General features: G+C 50.8%; 14 protein-coding genes and 2 tRNA genes. 5 read left to right on the top strand and 11 right to left on the bottom strand.

The window, feature by feature from the left end; all coding sequences use genetic code 11:
• The first annotated feature begins 2 nt into the window (after positions 1–2).
• Entirely contained in the window at positions 3–1,487 is a 1,485-nt protein-coding gene (gppA, locus tag M2371_RS20440; protein ID WP_172895941.1) for a guanosine-5'-triphosphate,3'-diphosphate diphosphatase, read from the top strand.
• Between the two features lies 1 nt (position 1,488).
• Here gppA and rep read toward each other — a convergent pair whose 3' ends face one another.
• Positions 1,489–3,510, bottom strand: a complete 2,022-nt coding sequence (rep, locus tag M2371_RS20435; RefSeq protein WP_172895942.1) for a DNA helicase Rep — start codon at positions 3,508–3,510, stop codon at positions 1,489–1,491.
• 82 nt (positions 3,511–3,592) lie between these two features.
• Between rep and ppiC the strand changes: the two genes are divergently transcribed.
• The gene (ppiC, locus tag M2371_RS20430; RefSeq protein WP_034492243.1) at positions 3,593–3,874 is read left to right on the top strand and encodes a peptidylprolyl isomerase PpiC; all 282 of its coding nucleotides are present in this window, start codon (positions 3,593–3,595) and stop codon (positions 3,872–3,874) included.
• Positions 3,875–3,922: 48 nt separating this feature from the next.
• Here ppiC and ilvC read toward each other — a convergent pair whose 3' ends face one another.
• Complete coding sequence (ilvC, locus tag M2371_RS20425; protein ID WP_172895943.1) at positions 3,923–5,398, bottom strand: ketol-acid reductoisomerase; 1,476 nt, start codon at positions 5,396–5,398, stop codon at positions 3,923–3,925.
• 166 nt (positions 5,399–5,564) lie between these two features.
• Between ilvC and ilvY the strand changes: the two genes are divergently transcribed.
• Positions 5,565–6,458, top strand: coding sequence for an HTH-type transcriptional activator IlvY (ilvY, locus tag M2371_RS20420; RefSeq protein WP_034492269.1), 894 nt, complete (start codon positions 5,565–5,567; stop codon positions 6,456–6,458).
• On the opposite strand, the gene ilvA is transcribed toward ilvY, so the two are convergent.
• From ilvA to ilvL, 6 genes are all read right to left on the bottom strand, one after another.
• Complete coding sequence (gene ilvA, locus M2371_RS20415) at positions 6,455–7,999, bottom strand: threonine ammonia-lyase, biosynthetic (RefSeq protein WP_172895944.1); 1,545 nt, start codon at positions 7,997–7,999, stop codon at positions 6,455–6,457. The two genes, ilvY and ilvA, sit on opposite strands and share 4 nt — an antisense overlap.
• 2 nt (positions 8,000–8,001) lie before the next feature.
• Complete coding sequence (gene ilvD / locus M2371_RS20410; RefSeq protein ID WP_133523150.1) at positions 8,002–9,852, bottom strand: dihydroxy-acid dehydratase; 1,851 nt, start codon at positions 9,850–9,852, stop codon at positions 8,002–8,004.
• Positions 9,853–9,913: 61 nt separating this feature from the next.
• The gene (locus M2371_RS20405; protein ID WP_259268574.1) at positions 9,914–10,846 is read right to left on the bottom strand and encodes a branched-chain amino acid transaminase; all 933 of its coding nucleotides are present in this window, start codon (positions 10,844–10,846) and stop codon (positions 9,914–9,916) included.
• Between the two features lie 19 nt (positions 10,847–10,865).
• The gene (gene ilvM / locus M2371_RS20400; RefSeq protein ID WP_259268573.1) at positions 10,866–11,123 is read right to left on the bottom strand and encodes an acetolactate synthase 2 small subunit; all 258 of its coding nucleotides are present in this window, start codon (positions 11,121–11,123) and stop codon (positions 10,866–10,868) included.
• Positions 11,120–12,766, bottom strand: coding sequence for an acetolactate synthase 2 catalytic subunit (gene ilvG, locus M2371_RS20395; protein ID WP_172895946.1), 1,647 nt, complete (start codon positions 12,764–12,766; stop codon positions 11,120–11,122). The genes ilvM and ilvG overlap by 4 nt, the downstream gene beginning before the upstream one ends.
• Positions 12,767–12,904: 138 nt before the next feature.
• On the bottom strand, positions 12,905–13,003 hold the full coding sequence (gene ilvL / locus M2371_RS20390; RefSeq protein ID WP_072009493.1) for an ilv operon leader peptide: 99 nt from the start codon (positions 13,001–13,003) through the stop codon (positions 12,905–12,907).
• A 354-nt stretch (positions 13,004–13,357) separates the two neighbouring features.
• On the opposite strand from ilvL, the gene M2371_RS20385 reads away from it, so the two are divergent.
• On the top strand, positions 13,358–14,878 hold the full coding sequence (locus tag M2371_RS20385; protein ID WP_259268572.1) for a YifB family Mg chelatase-like AAA ATPase: 1,521 nt from the start codon (positions 13,358–13,360) through the stop codon (positions 14,876–14,878).
• A gap of 27 nt (positions 14,879–14,905) precedes the next feature.
• On the opposite strand, the gene M2371_RS20380 is transcribed toward M2371_RS20385, so the two are convergent.
• Positions 14,906–15,244, bottom strand: coding sequence for a DUF413 domain-containing protein (locus M2371_RS20380; RefSeq protein WP_034492261.1), 339 nt, complete (start codon positions 15,242–15,244; stop codon positions 14,906–14,908).
• A gap of 119 nt (positions 15,245–15,363) precedes the next feature.
• On the opposite strand from M2371_RS20380, the gene hdfR reads away from it, so the two are divergent.
• A complete protein-coding gene (gene hdfR / locus M2371_RS20375; protein WP_172895949.1) occupies positions 15,364–16,188 on the top strand; it encodes an HTH-type transcriptional regulator HdfR in 825 nt (274 codons plus the stop codon).
• A 79-nt stretch (positions 16,189–16,267) separates the two neighbouring features.
• Here the strand turns inward: hdfR and M2371_RS20370 are convergent.
• Positions 16,268–16,343: transfer RNA gene (locus tag M2371_RS20370), tRNA-Trp, on the bottom strand.
• A gap of 55 nt (positions 16,344–16,398) precedes the next feature.
• Positions 16,399–16,475: transfer RNA gene (locus M2371_RS20365), tRNA-Asp, on the bottom strand.
• Between the last annotated feature and the right edge of the window lie 98 nt (positions 16,476–16,573).

Raw genomic sequence — 16,573 nt, 5'->3', positions numbered from 1 at the left:
TTATGCTCAGCTCCACCTCACTGTATGCTGCAATTGATTTAGGCTCTAATAGCTTTCATATGTTGGTAGTACGTGAGGTGGCAGGGAGTATACAAACCCTTGCCCGGATTAAGCGAAAAGTCCGCCTGGCTGCGGGTTTAAGCAAAGATAATACGCTTTCACGTGAAGCAATGGAGCGCGGGTGGCAATGCCTGCGCTTGTTTGCTGAGCGCCTTCAGGATATCCCCCAAACACAAATTCGTGTGGTCGCCACCGCAACTCTCCGCCTTGCCACCAATGCCCAGGAATTCATTGACCAGGCTGAAAAAATTCTTGGCTGCCCGGTGCAAATTATTCAAGGCGAAGAAGAAGCACGTCTGATTTATCAAGGTGTTGCCCATACTACCGGTGGTGCCGATCAACGCTTAGTCGTTGATATCGGCGGAGCAAGCACTGAGCTTGTGACCGGAACAGGTGCGCAAACTACAGCTCTATTTAGTTTATCGATGGGCTGCGTAACCTGGCTTGAGGGGTTCTTTAGCGACCGAAACTTAGCGAAAGAGAACTTTGATGCCGCCGAAGCCGCCGCAAAAGAGGTTCTGCGCCCGGTATGCGACTCATTAAAACATCATGGCTGGAAAGTGTGCGTCGGTGCGTCGGGTACTGTGCAAGCACTGCAAGAGATCATGATGGCGCAGGGAATGGACGAGCGAATTACTCTGGCTAAACTTCAGCAGTTGAAGCAAAGAGCGATTCAGTGCGGGCGTCTTGAAGAGCTGGAAATTGAAGGTTTAACGCTGGAAAGAGCGTTAGTATTTCCAAGCGGTCTTGCAATTTTAATCGCTATCTTTGAAGAGTTATCAATAGATTGTATGACGCTTGCCGGCGGTGCTTTACGTGAAGGACTGGTTTACGGAATGCTTCATTTGACCGTGAATCAGGAAATCAGAAGCCGCACGGTGCGCAATATCCAACGTCGTTTTATGGTGGATACAGGCCAGGCGGAACGCGTCCAACAACTCGCTCAGGCTCTTGCAAAACAGGTTGCAGATGTATGGAATCTGACGCCACTCAGCATTGAAATGCTTAACAGCGCCGCTTTGCTTCATGAAATTGGACTGAGTGTAGATTTTAAACAAGCGCCACAGCATGCTGCGTATCTGGTGAAAAACCTCGATTTACCCGGTTATACGCCAGCACAGAAAAAACTGCTGGCGACTCTCATGCTGAACCAAACCAACCCGGTCGATCTCTCTTCTCTCCACCAGCAAAACGCCGTGCCACCACGCATTGCCGAAAATATTTGCCGCCTGTTGCGACTGGCTATTATCTTTGCCAGCCGTCGTCGCGACGATATCTTGCCAGAAATCACTCTGCGCATTGAAGGCGAAAACCTGCAGCTGGGACTGCCTGAAAAGTGGCTTGAATGCCACCCTCTTGGTGCAGAATTGCTTGAGCAAGAAAGCCTGTGGCAAAGCTATGTCCACTGGCCTTTGACGATTAAGTAACTTAGCTTTTACGCGCTTTTGCCAGCATTTCACGGATGTTGGCAACATTACTCTGGCCTTTATTCATCCGCTCTTCTGGCGAAACCACCTTACGTTCCGTTTCCCATTGCAAATCATCTTGCGGTAATTCAAGCAAGAAACGACTCGGTTCCGGGCGAATTAATTCACCATATTGTCGGCGCTCTTTGCACAGCGTAAAAGTCAGCTCTTTCTGTGCACGGGTAATTCCTACGTACGCGAGACGGCGCTCTTCTTCGATATTGTCTTCATCAATGCTGCTCTGATGCGGAAGAAGCCCTTCCTCCATTCCCACTAAAAATACATAGGGGAATTCCAGCCCTTTCGAGGCATGAAGAGTCATCAGTTGAACCTGATCGGCTTCTTCTTCACTTTCACCGCGTTCCATCATATCGCGCAGCGTAAAACGAGTGACCACCTGAGTTAACGTCATCGGTTCATCGATTTCTGAACCCTCAAGCATCTCCGTCATCCAGCTAAACAGTGTGTTGACGTTCTTCATGCGCATTTCGGCAGCTTTCTGGCTGGGAGATGTTTCGTACAGCCAGCTTTCGTAATCAATGCCGTGAATCAAATCGCGAACCGCCGCAATGGGCTCACGCTCAGCCAAAGTGGCCACTTCACGAAGCCAGTGAGTAAAACGCTGGAGCGACTCAAGGCCGCGCCCGCTTAACGTCTGACTCAGGCCCATATCGAAACTGGAGTGAAACAAACCTTTATTACGTTGCATCGCCCAGGCACCTAGTTTTTGCAACGTCGCAGAGCCAATTTCACGTTTTGGAGTATTCACAATCCGCATGAATGCACTGTCGTCATCCGGATTAGTCAGCACGCGAAGATAAGCCAACAGATCTTTTATTTCCGGGCGCGAGAAGAACGAAGTGCCACCAGAAATGCGATAAGGAATGCGGTTCTGCATCAGCATCTTTTCAAACACGCGCGACTGGAAATTCCCGCGATAAAGTATGGCGTAGTCTTTGTAGTTGGTTTTATTGATAAAATGATGAGCAATCAGCTCGCCAGTCACCCGCTCGGCTTCATGATCTTCACTATTTGCCGTCACCACTTTTAGCTCGGCGCCGTATCCCAGCTCAGAAAAAAGGCGCTTCTCAAAAACGTGCGGGTTATTGGCAATAAGAATGTTTGCCGCCTTCAGAATGCGTCCGGAAGAACGGTAATTCTGCTCAAGCTTAATGACCTGCAATGCGGGGAAATCCTGGCTCAACAGCACCAGGTTTTGTGGGCGGGCACCGCGCCAGGAGTAAATAGACTGGTCGTCATCGCCTACCACGGTGAACCTTGCCCGCGCGCCGACCAGTAATTTCACCAGTTCGTACTGGCTGGTGTTGGTATCCTGATATTCATCCACCAGCAAATAGCGAATGCGATTTTGCCAGCGTTCACGGACTTCCTCATTACGTTGTAAAAGCAGCGTCGGCAGCAAAATCAGATCGTCAAAATCCAGCACATTGCAGGATTTCAAATGCGTATCATACAGGCCATAGCAATGAGCAAAGATTCGGTCACGCTCGCCTTTGGCTTGCGCAGCGGCCTGCGACGGCGACATCAGATCGTTTTTCCAGTTTGAGATCGTCGAGATCAGTTGCTGCAATAATGTCTTATCGTCTTCAAGCAACCCTTCTGTCAGATCTTTCAACAACGCCGTCTGGTCGGTGTCGTCGAATAAAGAGAAGTTAGACTTCATCCCCAGTGCCGCGTACTCACGTTTAATGATCTCAAGGCCTAAAGTGTGGAAGGTTGAGATCAATAAGCCGCGCGCTTCTTTGCGCCCCAGCGTTTGCGCCACGCGTTCTTTCATCTCACGCGCCGCTTTATTGGTAAAAGTCACGGCAGCAATATGGCGAGCCTGATAACCACATTCGCGGATCAAATACGCCATTTTATTGGTGATAACACGTGTTTTGCCCGAGCCAGCGCCCGCCAGGACCAGGCAGGGTCCAGTGACAAATTCGACGGCTTGTTGTTGGCCAGGGTTTAAACGCATAGGGTCACTCAATGAAAGTCAGGAGGGGAGAAAAAGTACATGGTATTATATCCACCATAATCCATACCACCAAGGCACTATCATGGCAAAAACCGCGGCAGCATTGCATATCCTTGTTAAGGAAGAAAAACTGGCCCAGGAAATTCTGACTCAGCTTCAGAATGGCGGCGATTTCGAAAAGCTAGCTAAAAAGCATTCCACCTGCCCGTCAGGCAAAAAAGGTGGTCACTTAGGTGAGTTCCGCCAGGGCCAGATGGTTCCGGCGTTCGATAAAGTGGTGTTCTCCTGCCCGCTGCTGGAGCCATACGGCCCTCTGCATACGCAGTTCGGTTACCACATCATCAAAGTGTTATACCGTAATTAACAGAAAGGCCGGGGAAATCCCCGGCCTTTTTATTTTTTGGCTTCGCGATTAGCCCGCGACAGCGATACGCTTCATATCTTTCATATAGCCGCGCAGTTTCTTACCAACAGTTTCGATTTCATGGTTACGAATCGCTTCGTTAACATCACGCAGTTGCGCGTTATCAACCGCACCGGCTGGGATTTCTTTACCCAGATCGCCTGCCTGCAGCGTGGTCATGAACTCTTTCAGCAATGGCACTGCCGCGTAAGAGAACAAGTAGTTGCCGTACTCAGCGGTATCAGAGATAACCACGTTCATTTCGTACAGGCGCTTACGGGCGATGGTGTTCGCAATCAGCGGCAGCTCGTGCAGAGATTCGTAGTAAGCTGATTCTTCGATGATGCCCGCATCAACCATGGTTTCGAATGCCAGCTCAACGCCCGCTTTCACCATTGCGATCATCAGAACGCCTTTATCGAAGTATTCCTGCTCGGAAATTTTACCGTCAAACTGTGCAGCGGTTTCGAAGGCAGTTTTGCCAGTCTCTTCACGCCAGGTCAGCAGTTTCTTATCGTCATTTGCCCAGTCAGCCATCATGCCGGAAGAGAATTCGCCGGAGATGATGTCATCCATATGTTTCTGGAACAGCGGAGCCATAATCGTTTTCAGTTGCTCAGACAAGGCATAAGCACGGATTTTTGCCGGGTTGGACAAACGGTCCATCATCAGCGTAATGCCGCCTTGTTTCAGCGCTTCGGTGATGGTTTCCCAGCCGAACTGAATCAGTTTTTCTGCATACGTTGGGTCGGTGCCTTCTTCCACCAGCTTGTCGAAGCACAGCAGGGAACCCGCTTGCAGCATGCCGCATAGAATAGTTTGCTCACCCATCAGGTCAGATTTAACTTCTGCAACAAAAGAAGATTCCAGAACACCAGCACGATGACCGCCAGTTGCAGCAGCCCAGGCTTTAGCGATAGCCATACCTTCGCCTTTCGGATCGTTTTCTGGGTGAACCGCAATCAGAGTCGGAACGCCGAAACCACGTTTGTATTCTTCACGAACTTCAGTACCCGGGCATTTTGGCGCAACCATCACAACGGTGATGTCTTTACGGATTTGCTCGCCCACTTCAACCACGTTGAAACCGTGGGAGTAGCCCAGTGCTGCGCCATCTTTCATCATTGGCTGAACGGCTTTTACTACTGCGGAGTGCTGCTTGTCTGGCGTCAGGTTAACAACCAGATCCGCTTGCGGGATCAGTTCTTCATAGGTGCCAACTTTAAAACCGTTTTCGGTCGCTTTACGCCATGAAGCGCGTTTTTCAGCGATAGCTTCTGCACGCAGAGCGTAAGCAACATCCAGACCGGAGTCACGCATGTTCAGACCCTGGTTCAGGCCTTGTGCGCCACAGCCGACGATGACGACTTTTTTGCCTTTGAGGTAGCTTGCTTCATCGGCGAATTCTGCACGCGCCATGAAACGACATTTACCCAGTTGCGCCAACTGCTGACGCAGGTTCAAAGTGTTGAAATAATTAGCCATCGTGGTGGTACTCCGTAGTCGTTGTGTTGTGCTTTTATAAGGTTCGCCAGCCGTGTCTTGCTTGCGATAATGAACTCACTATATGACAGGAAATGCGTTGCTTAAATTGATATATTAACAACGTGACGTTGCAATTTATGCAACGTAAAAACGAGGGCTGATGAACATGGATTTACGCGACCTGAAAACGTTTCTTCACCTCGCAGAAAGCCGCCATTTCGGCAGAAGCGCCAGGGCTATGCATGTCAGCCCATCCACGCTTTCGCGTCAAATCCAGCGCCTGGAAGATGATTTAGGCCAGCCTTTGTTTTTACGCGATAACCGCACCGTTACGCTGACGGAGGCCGGAGAACAACTCAAACAGTTCGCTCAACATACGCTTTTGCAGTATCAGCAAATGCGCCACACCATCGGGCAAGAAGGGCCATCACTCACCGGCGAGCTACATCTTTTTTGCTCCGTCACCGCCGCGTACAGTCATTTACCCCCTATTCTCGACAGATTCCGTGCTGAGCATCCCAATGTGGAGATCAAACTAACCACCGGCGATGCCGCTGATGCGGTAGAAAAAGTGGATTCAGATGAAGCGGATCTTGCGATTGCCGGTAAGCCTGAAACGTTACCGCCCGGCGTTGCTTTCTCGATTCTGGATAACTTATCCGTGGCACTTATCGCACCCGCACTGGCCTGCCCGGTGCGTGCTCAGGTTAATCAGCCCGATCCTGATTGGGCGAAAGTGCCGTTTATTTTGCCGGATCAAGGTCCGGTGCGTCGTCGAATTGAGTTGTGGTTCCGCCGCCAAAAAATCAGTAATCCGTTTATTTATGCGACGGTTGCGGGCCATGAGGCGATGGTTTCAATGGTAGCGCTGGGCTGTGGCGTGGCGCTGATTCCAGAAATCGTGCTGGAAAATAGTCCCGAACCGGTGCGCAACCGCGTGCAGGTTCTGGAACGAAACGATGAAACCACTCCGTTTGAGCTTGGCGTTTGCGTACAAAAAAAGCGGCTCAATGAGCCGCTTGTGCATGCGTTCTGGAAATTACTGCCCGGTAACCACTAACCCGCGAGGAAGAAGCGGAATGCCGGGTTGTTGGTTTCGTCGTGGCAATCGTAACCCAACTCATTGAGACGGGTTTCGAAATCCGGTTCGTTTTCACCCAGTTCGAACGCCGCCAAAACACGGCCATAGTCGGTGCCATGGCTGCGGTAGTGGAACAGGGAAATATTCCAGTGTGTGCCGAGCGTTTGTAGGAATTTCAGCAAAGCGCCTGGCGACTCAGGGAATTCGAAACTGTACAACCGCTCGCGCAGTGGCTTAGACGGACGCCCACCCACCATGTAGCGCACGTGCAATTTCGCCATTTCGTCATCAGACAAATCGACAACGCCATAGCCGCCAGCATTCAATAGTTCGATAATTTCGTGTCGTTCTTCCACGCCACGCGTCAACCGAACACCGACGAAAATGCAGGCTTCTGACGAATTCGAATAGCGATAGTTAAACTCAGTGACCGATCGACCACCCAGCACCTGGCAGAATTTCAGGAAACTGCCTTGCTGCTCAGGAATGGTGACCGCCAGCAATGCCTCACGCTGTTCACCCAGCTCGCAACGTTCAGAAACGTAACGCAGGCCGTGGAAGTTAACGTTCGCACCAGATAATACGTGAGCGAGGCGTTCACCACGGATCTGATGCTGCTGGATGTACTTTTTCATCCCCGCCAGCGCCAGCGCGCCAGACGGCTCAGCAACCGCACGAACATCTTCGAACAGATCTTTCATCGCAGCGCAGATAGCATCGCTATCCACCGTGATGATGTCGTCGAGGTATTCCTGGCACAGACGGAACGTTTCATCGCCGATGCGCTTAACCGCGACGCCTTCAGCAAACAAACCGACGCGCGCCAAATCAACGGGCTTGCCCGCATCGAGTGCCGCTTTCAGGCAGGCTGAATCTTCCGCTTCAACGGCAATCACTTTGATTTGTGGCATTAGCTGTTTAATCAACACCGCCACACCCGCTGCCAGACCGCCGCCGCCAACCGGAACAAAGATGCGGTCGATATGTGCATCTTGTTGCAGCAGTTCCAGCGCCAGCGTGCCCTGCCCGGCAATGACTGCCGGGTGGTCAAACGGTGGAACGTAAGTGAAACCTTGCTGCTGAGAAAGTTCGATGGCTCGAGCTTTCGCTTCATCAAAGTTGGCACCGTGTAGCAAGACTTCACCACCAAACGCGCGGACGGCATCGACTTTGATATCAGCCGTAGAAACCGGCATGACGATCAAAGACTTGATGCCTAAACGTGTTGAAGAAAGCGCAACACCTTGAGCATGATTGCCCGCTGAAGCGGTAATCACGCCACTGGCTTTTTGTTCGCTGTTCAGCCCGGCAATCATGGCGTATGCGCCACGCAGTTTGAAACTGTGCACGGGCTGGCGGTCTTCACGCTTCACCAGAATGACGTTATCCAGCCGTGAGGAGAGCTTTTCCATCTTCTGCAACGGTGTGACCTGCGCGACTTCGTAAACCGGAGCGCGCAGCACAGCTCGCAGATATTCCGCCCCACAAGGGGCGTCAGGTAGCGGTTGTGACTCGGCCATCATTAGCCTCCAAGCTTACTTTTATCGCGCACCGCGCCTTTATCGGCACTGGTGGCAAGCATTGCGTAAGCGCGCAGAGCGAAGGAAACCTGGCGTTCACGCGCACGTGGCGTCCAGGCTTTGTCACCTCGAGCTTCTTGCGCTTCACGACGTGCAGCCATTTCCTGATCGCTCAATTGCAGTTGGATACCACGATTCGGGATATCAATCGCAATCATGTCGCCATCTTCAATCAGCGCAATATTGCCGCCGCTTGCCGCTTCCGGAGAAACGTGGCCAATTGAAAGACCTGAAGTCCCGCCGGAGAAACGCCCGTCGGTCACCAGCGCACAAGCTTTGCCCAGACCCATCGACTTCAGGAAGGTTGTTGGGTAAAGCATTTCTTGCATGCCTGGCCCGCCTTTTGGCCCTTCGTAGCGAATAACGACCACGTCGCCCGCTACCACTTTGCCGCCAAGGATTGCCTCAACCGCATCATCCTGGCTTTCGTAGACTTTTGCAGGGCCACGGAATACCAGGCTTTCGTCGTCCACACCCGCTGTTTTCACAATGCAGCCATTTTCGGCAAAGTTGCCGTAAAGCACCGCCAAACCACCTTCCTGGCTATAGGCATTTTCTTTGGAACGGATACAACCGTTTTGGCGGTCAACATCCAGAGAATCCCAACGGCAGGACTGTGAGAAAGCTTTTGTGGTACGAATGCCCGCCGGACCTGCGGAGAACATGCTTTTCACGCTTTCATCTTTGGTCAGCATGACATCGTACTGTTCCAGCGTTTGCGTCAGGGTCAGACCCAGAACGTTTTTCACATTGCGATGCAGTAAGCCACCACGATCCAGTTCGCCCAAAATACCAATTACGCCACCCGCACGGTGCACGTCTTCCATATGGTATTTCTGGGTGCTCGGCGCGACTTTACACAGCTGAGGCACTTTGCGAGAAAGCTGGTCGATATCCGTCATGGTGAAATCGAGTTCTGCTTCCTGAGCGGCTGCCAGTAGGTGCAGAACTGTATTCGTTGAGCCACCCATCGCGACATCCAGTGTCATGGCGTTCTCAAACGCTTCTTTGCTGGCGATGCTACGTGGCAATGCACTTTCATCATCCTGCTCGTAATAACGTTTGGTCAGAGCGACGATGCGTTTACCGGCATTCAGGAACAACTCTTTACGATCGGAGTGCGTTGCCAGCAGAGAACCGTTACCCGGCTGAGACAGGCCCAGCGCTTCAGTCAGACAGTTCATGGAGTTAGCCGTGAACATACCGGAGCAGGAGCCACAAGTTGGGCAAGCGGAGCGTTCTACCTGCTCGCTTTGCTCGTCGCTCACTTTCGGGTCAGCGCCCTGAATCATCGCATCAACCAGGTCGAGCTTGATGATTTGGTCAGACAGTTTGGTTTTCCCGGCTTCCATCGGGCCGCCGGAAACAAAGATGACCGGAATGTTCAGGCGTAAAGAGGCCATCAACATCCCTGGGGTGATTTTGTCGCAGTTGGAGATACACACCATGGCATCGGCGCAGTGTGCGTTGACCATGTATTCCACGGAGTCGGCGATAAGCTCGCGTGACGGCAGAGAATAAAGCATGCCGCCGTGGCCCATGGCGATACCGTCATCAACGGCAATGGTGTTGAATTCTTTAGCCACACCGCCGGAGGCTTCGATTTGCTCTGCAACCAACTTACCCAAATCGCGCAGGTGAACGTGTCCTGGCACGAACTGAGTAAAGGAGTTCACTACCGCAATAATTGGCTTGCCGAAATCGTCATCGGTCATCCCGGTTGCGCGCCACAAAGCGCGGGCACCCGCCATATTACGGCCGTGGGTGGTGGTGGCTGAACGGTACTTAGGCATGCTTATTTACTCCAGTCTGTCTGTCGAGCGGAAGGTAATCACCATCCGCCTGGTTATATTTTTACTTAGGGTTGACCTGATCTAACCAGCCCCATTTATCTTCTGTTTCGCCAGTGAACAGACCAAAGAATGCCTGTTGAATGCGTTTAGTGACCGGGCCACAACGGCCTTCACCCACTTGAATACGGTCTACGCTACGAACTGGCGTGATTTCCGCAGCAGTGCCTGACATGAACACTTCGTCTGCCAGGTACAGAGATTCACGAGACAACACTTGCTCACGCACTTCGATACCCAGATCTTTTGCCAGTGTGATAATCGCGTCACGGGTAATGCCTGGTAATGCGGAAGAGGTAAATGGCGGGGTAAACAGGATGCCGTCTTTCACTTCAAACAGGTTTTCACCTGCGCCTTCTGACAGGTAGCCGTTCACGTCCAGCGCGATGCCTTCTTGATAACCATGGCGACGAGCTTCGCTGCCAACCAGCAAGGAAGAAAGATAGTTACCACCCGCTTTTGCCGCAGTGGGAATGGTATTTGGTGCTACACGGTTCCAGGAGGAAACCATTGCGTCGATCCCTTGATCCAGCGCTTCTGCGCCGAGATATGCACCCCATGGGAAGGCTGCGATGATCACGTCCGTGGTATAACCGTCTGGCGGGTTCACGCCCATACCGACATCACCAACAAACACCAACGGGCGGATATACGCACTGGTCAGGTTGTTTTTACGAATAACGTTACGGCAGGCTTCCATCAGCTCATCAACACTTTGTGATACAGGGAAACGATAGATTTTTGCGGAATCACGCAAACGCTGCATGTGTTCACGATGGCGGAACACCACTGGGCCGATGTGAGATTCATAGCAACGGATACCTTCAAATACCGATGTGCCGTAATGCAGCGCATGGGACATTACATGGACGTTTGCCTCGCCCCACGGCGTCATCTCACCATTGAACCAGATGTAATCAGCTTTCTTCGTCGTCATTGTTCTCTTCCTTCTGCGCTCATGCGCGGATTTGTTGTGTTGTTTGTTGCTGGATTTCGACGCGACCAACGTCCACCAGTTTTCTTAATTGACTAAACAGTAATTCGACTGGGCGCAGACTGGCAACGGTCAATTCAATATTAATATCGTCAGTATTCCCCAGCGTGACCATGTTCATAGAACACACCTGAAAACCACGATGGCGCACGACGCGTAACACGCGCTCTAGGGTTTCTGGACGAAAACGGGCCGTTACTGCAAGCTGATGTTGCATCATGATAATTTCTCCAGCATTTGTGAGTTACTGGCACCGGGTGGCACCAACGGCCAGACGTTTTCGTACTCATCAATTGAGACGTGAAGCATGTATGGGCCATCGCTGTTCAGCATCGTTTCGATGGCAGCTTCTACCTGGTCTTTACGGGTAATGTGTTGGCCTGGGATACCGAAGGCGCTGGCCAGCATGAGGAAATCAGGGTTATCGGAGAGGTTGGTTTCACTATAACGTTCGGAGAAAAACATTTGCTGCCACTGGCGAACCATTCCTAAACGCTGGTTATCCAGTAAAACGATTTTCAACGGCAGCTGTTTTCGTTTTACGGTGCCCAGCTCCTGAACGTTCATCATGAAGGAGCCATCACCCGAGATACAGATAACCGTATCGTTCGGTCGGGCCACTTGCGCACCTACAGCGGCTGGCAAACCGAAGCCCATCGTCCCCAGACCGCTGGAGGTGATGAAGTTCTCCGGGCGCGTGAAGGACATATGCTGAGCCGTCCACATCTGGTGCTGGCCCACATCGGTAGTCACCACGCATTCCTGTGGCTTGCGGTCAGAGATTTGTTTCAACAGTAATGGGGCAAAGATGGCTTCGCCGGGATGATCGTAACGCCATGGGTTTTCAGCGCGCAAAGTGGCTACGTCTTGCTGCCAGTCAGCGATATCCAGAGGTTGCTGCAACGCCTGTAATATCTGGACCAAATCCCCCTGCAACCCAACGTGTGCCTGACGCAATTTGCTTAATTCAGCCGGGTCGATGTCCATATGGATCACTTTCGCGTGCGGGGCAAAGGTATTCAATTTGCCGGTAACGCGGTCATCAAAGCGTGCGCCGACGGCAATCAGCAAGTCGCACTCTTGCACCGCAAGGTTCGCCGCTTTGGTGCCGTGCATGCCCAACATACCGGTATAAAACGGATTGTCCGCCGGAACCGCACCCAGGCCTTTCAACGTAACAGTGGAAGGCATATTAGTGATTGCGATAAATTCGCGCAGCGCCGGAACTGCCTGTGCCATACCGACACCACCACCGACATACAACATAGGTTTGCGAGCATTCGCTATCATTTCACGAGCCTGTTGCAGCTCGGCATGTGGCATTGCGAAATCATCTTCAACCGTCGACAACCACGGCTCCAGATCACCTTGCGCTAACTGAATGTCTTTAGGGATATCGACTAATACCGGACCGGGACGGCCAGAATTTGCGATTTCAAATGCTTCAGCGAGCACGCGAGGTAAATCTTCAAAAGATTCAACGAGGAAACTGTGTTTAGTGCACGCGAGGGATAATCCTAAAACATCCACTTCCTGGAACGCATCGGTACCAATGAATGGGGCCGCGACCTGACCTGTGATGGCAACGACTGGAACGGAGTCTAACAGCGCATCGGCAAGGCCAGTGATTAGATTGGTTGCGCCAGGTCCAGAAGTAGCGATGCAAACCCCTGTTTTTCCAGTAGAACGTGCATAGCCAATGGCGGCCATTGCGGCGCCTTGCTCATGCCGGCAGAGCAAATGTTCGACCCCGCCGTCGTATAAAGCATCGTAGACCGGCATGATTGCGCCACCCGGATAGCCGAAAACTGTCTCAACACCCTGCGCTCGCAACGCATGTACCACCCACTGTGCACCATTCATAGTTAGTTCCCCGCCCCACTACTGGAGAAACAGCATTTTATTCTGCAACGCATTATCTGTTCCTCTCCAAATTTTTTACCCAACAAAAAACCCCCGGACCTTTCGGTGCGGGGGTTCTTTTCGATTCAGGCTTGATTTTTAAGCCTTTCTTTCTCCAAGTGCAGCCCCGCACGGTGGGATAATAATCACCACCACGCTAATCACGACCAGGCTAATCACTTGTAGAAGGGCTTTCATGTTTGTTTATTCTGTCTACTTGTTCGAAGTAATGCCTACAGAGTTATCACAGTGCGTAATCAAAGCACAAGAATTTTTTATGAAGGATTTGGGTAATTACAAATAAAATCTGATAAAAGGGTTTTATTTTCAGTAGATAACAAGATAGTGAAAATATTTCATAAAGAGCCAATTCTTATTGTTCTCGCCCAGCCTTAGCGAAAAAATAATTTTTTTGCGGGGCGTGTCGCAGAAAATTGCAGCGAAATGAAATCCCAGCGGAAAGCCTGGAAAGCATTTCGAAGAACTCTCGTTTGACTCTTTAGTCCACATTATCAAACTGACAGGATAAAGCTCATTCCGAAGGAGCGAACTATGTCACTGGCAGTTGTAAACACAAGGGCGGCATTAGGCATTGCAGCTCCATTGGTCACCGTTGAGGTCCATATCAGCCAGGGGTTGCCGGGCTTAACTCTCGTTGGTTTGCCGGAAACCACAGTACGAGAAGCACGGGACCGGGTGCGAAGCGCCATTATCAACAGTGGATATACCTTTCCAGCCCGCAAGATCACGATAAATCTTGCACCCGCGGATCTTCCCAAAGAAGGCGGACGATATGACCTACCCATCGCTCTGGCCTTGCTGGCGGCTTCAGAGCAGCTTTCAATTGATAAACTGGAGCAATATGAGTTCGTGGGTGAACTTGCGCTTACGGGAGCACTACGCGGCGTTCCAGGTGCAATTTCATCAGCAATGGAGGCATTAAAAGCTGGAAAGAAGATCATTATTGCAGATGAAAATGCCGAAGAACTCGGTTTGATTGAGCAGCCAGGCTGCCTTATTGCAAACCACCTCACTCAAGTCTGCGCATTCCTTGAAGGAAAAGGTGAGTTATTCGCTCCAGAAAAACTGCCGCAGCCAGCAGTTGAATATAGACAAGATCTCAATGAGATTTTTGGGCAATCGCAAGGGAAACGAGCGCTGGAGATAACGGCGGCTGGTGGGCATAACCTTCTGCTTATTGGGCCACCCGGCACGGGCAAAACCATGCTCGTCAGCCGCCTCAATACATTGCTCCCCCCATTGAACGATGGTGAAGCGCTGGAGAGTGCGGCGATCATAAGCCTGGTCAATCCACACTCATTACAACAGCAATGGCGCCAGCGCCCGTTCAGAGCGCCTCATCATAGCGCTTCGTTGACTGCTATGGTTGGAGGAGGAACGATTCCAAGGCCCGGAGAAATATCACTGGCGCACAATGGCGTGCTGTTCCTCGATGAGCTTCCTGAATTTGAACGCCGGGTTCTGGATGCATTACGTGAACCTATAGAATCGGGTGAAATTCATATATCCCGAACACGAGCCAAAATTAGTTACCCAGCAAAATTCCAACTACTTGCTGCCATGAATCCTAGCCCGACAGGGCATTATCAGGGTAAGCATAACCGTTGCACGCCTGAGCAGACACTTCGCTACCTCAGCAGGCTTTCAGGGCCATTTTTGGATCGTTTTGACTTATCCGTCGAGGTCCCTCTTCCTCCACCAGGGATTTTAAGCAATCCGGGTTTGAACGTTGAAAGCAGCGTTGATGTGAGGGCGCGTGTGATAGACACTCAGCGGCGACAATATGAACGCCAGCAAAAGCTCAATGCAAGGCTGGATAACCACGAAATCAAGCTGCATTGTTCTATTGAGCACAATGATGCGATCTGGCTGGAAGAGACGCTGGTGAAACTAGGATTATCGATACGGGCCTGGCACCGTTTATTAAAGGTTGCTCGAACCATTGCAGATATTCAGAAAAGTGAACAGATAGGGCGGGAACATCTTCTGGAAGCACTCAGCTACCGTGCAATCGACCGTTTATTGATTCATTTACAGCAGTTAGCAGGATAAAAAAATGGGGCTTTCGCCCCATTTCTATTAATCATCGCTTTCGGTGTAGTCTTCAACCGCATCTGCCTGTGGCTTGCCACCGGAGAGTGTGTGGAAACGCTTAGGACGCTTGATTCGCGTCATATACTTGCTCCATACACGTTCGGCATCAGTTACTGGCTCACGCTCGCCACGGCAAACCGCAACAAACAGTACTTCTTCTTCAGTGCCAGGTTCACGCTTGCCGAGATCCAGCTCATTGAACGCATAACCATGGCGCTCTAACAGCTGGGCCTCTTTGATGGTGAAATCACCATGGCGAGCAAACCCGCGCGGATAATGTTTATTGTCGAAAAACCGATTAGTCGTCGTAAAGCTTTCCGCCATCCTGCACGCTCCTAATTCTCTTGGTCGAGCTATTTATGGCGCGGAGTATTAGTTACGCTTGACAGAGCGTCAAACAAAACATTTAAATCATAACGACAAATTTTTTTTGGGAGTGGGTCGTGGATACTGAATTACTAAAAACGTTCCTCGAAGTGAGTCGAACGCGACATTTTGGGAGGGCTGCGGAGGCACTTTATCTAACGCAATCAGCCGTTAGCTTCCGTATTCGCCAATTAGAGAACCAACTCGGTGTAAATCTTTTTACTCGCCATCGCAATAATATTCGGCTAACGACAGCTGGCGAGCGTTTACTGCCGTATGCAGAAAATCTTATGAGTATTTGGCTGACGGCCAAAAAAGAGGTTTCTCACACCTCACAACACAATGAATTAACGATTGGTGCCAGCTCATCACTTTGGGAATGCATGCTTTCAGAGTGGCTTGTGGCACTTTATCAACAACATAAAGACCTGCAATTTGAAGCTCGTATATCCCAACGAAAATCGTTAGTTAAGCAATTGCACGAACGACAACTTGATCTCTTGATCACCACTGAATCACCTAAAATGGATGAGTTTTCCAGTCAATTACTGGGACATTTTGACCTGGCACTTTTTTCTGCGGCTCAGCAAACGACCCAAGCAGGGTTAAAGTATTTACGTCTGGAATGGGGGCCTGATTTTCAGCAGCACGAAACGGGTCTGATTAGTAATGATGGTGTTCCGGTTCTGACAACCAGTTCAGCTCAAATCGCCTACAAACTATTACAACAGCTCAATGGATGTTCATTTTTACCCGTGGAGTGGGCCAAGAAACGAGAAGGTATTTATCTTGTACCTGATAGCACTACGCTTTCACGCCCTTTGTATGCAATTTGGTTACAAAATAGCGATAAACAGAGCACAATCAAAGAGTTATTAAAGACACCACTTATAGCGCAGTAATGCGCTTTTGTCGTTCGGCGGGATATTTTAGGGGAATTTTAGGCAAAAAAAATCCTTTGCCGAAGCAAAGGATTATATATGGCAGGGGCGGAGAGACTCGAACTCGCGACACCCGGTTTTGGAGACCGGTGCTCTACCAACTGAGCTACGCCCCTAGATAACGCTTAGTATTATGCCCGCTAATTTAGCAGGCATAATTTTTTTAATAAGTGGCGGAACGGACGGGACTCGAACCCGCGACCCCCTGCGTGACAGGCAGGTATTCTAACCGACTGAACTACCGCTCCACCGAATTTCTTTCTTACTACCACCAGGTGTCACATTCTGGCTTTTACTGCTTTGAATTTGGAGCCTGGCAGTTCCCTACTCTCGCATGGGGAGACCC

Origin of the sequence: Buttiauxella sp. BIGb0471 (assembly GCF_024807715.1) — a bacterium.
In the GTDB taxonomy this organism is placed as follows: Bacteria; Pseudomonadota; Gammaproteobacteria; order Enterobacterales; family Enterobacteriaceae; genus Buttiauxella; species Buttiauxella agrestis.
Note: the sequence above shows the minus strand (reverse complement) of the source record. Positions and strands in the feature narration are given on the sequence as shown.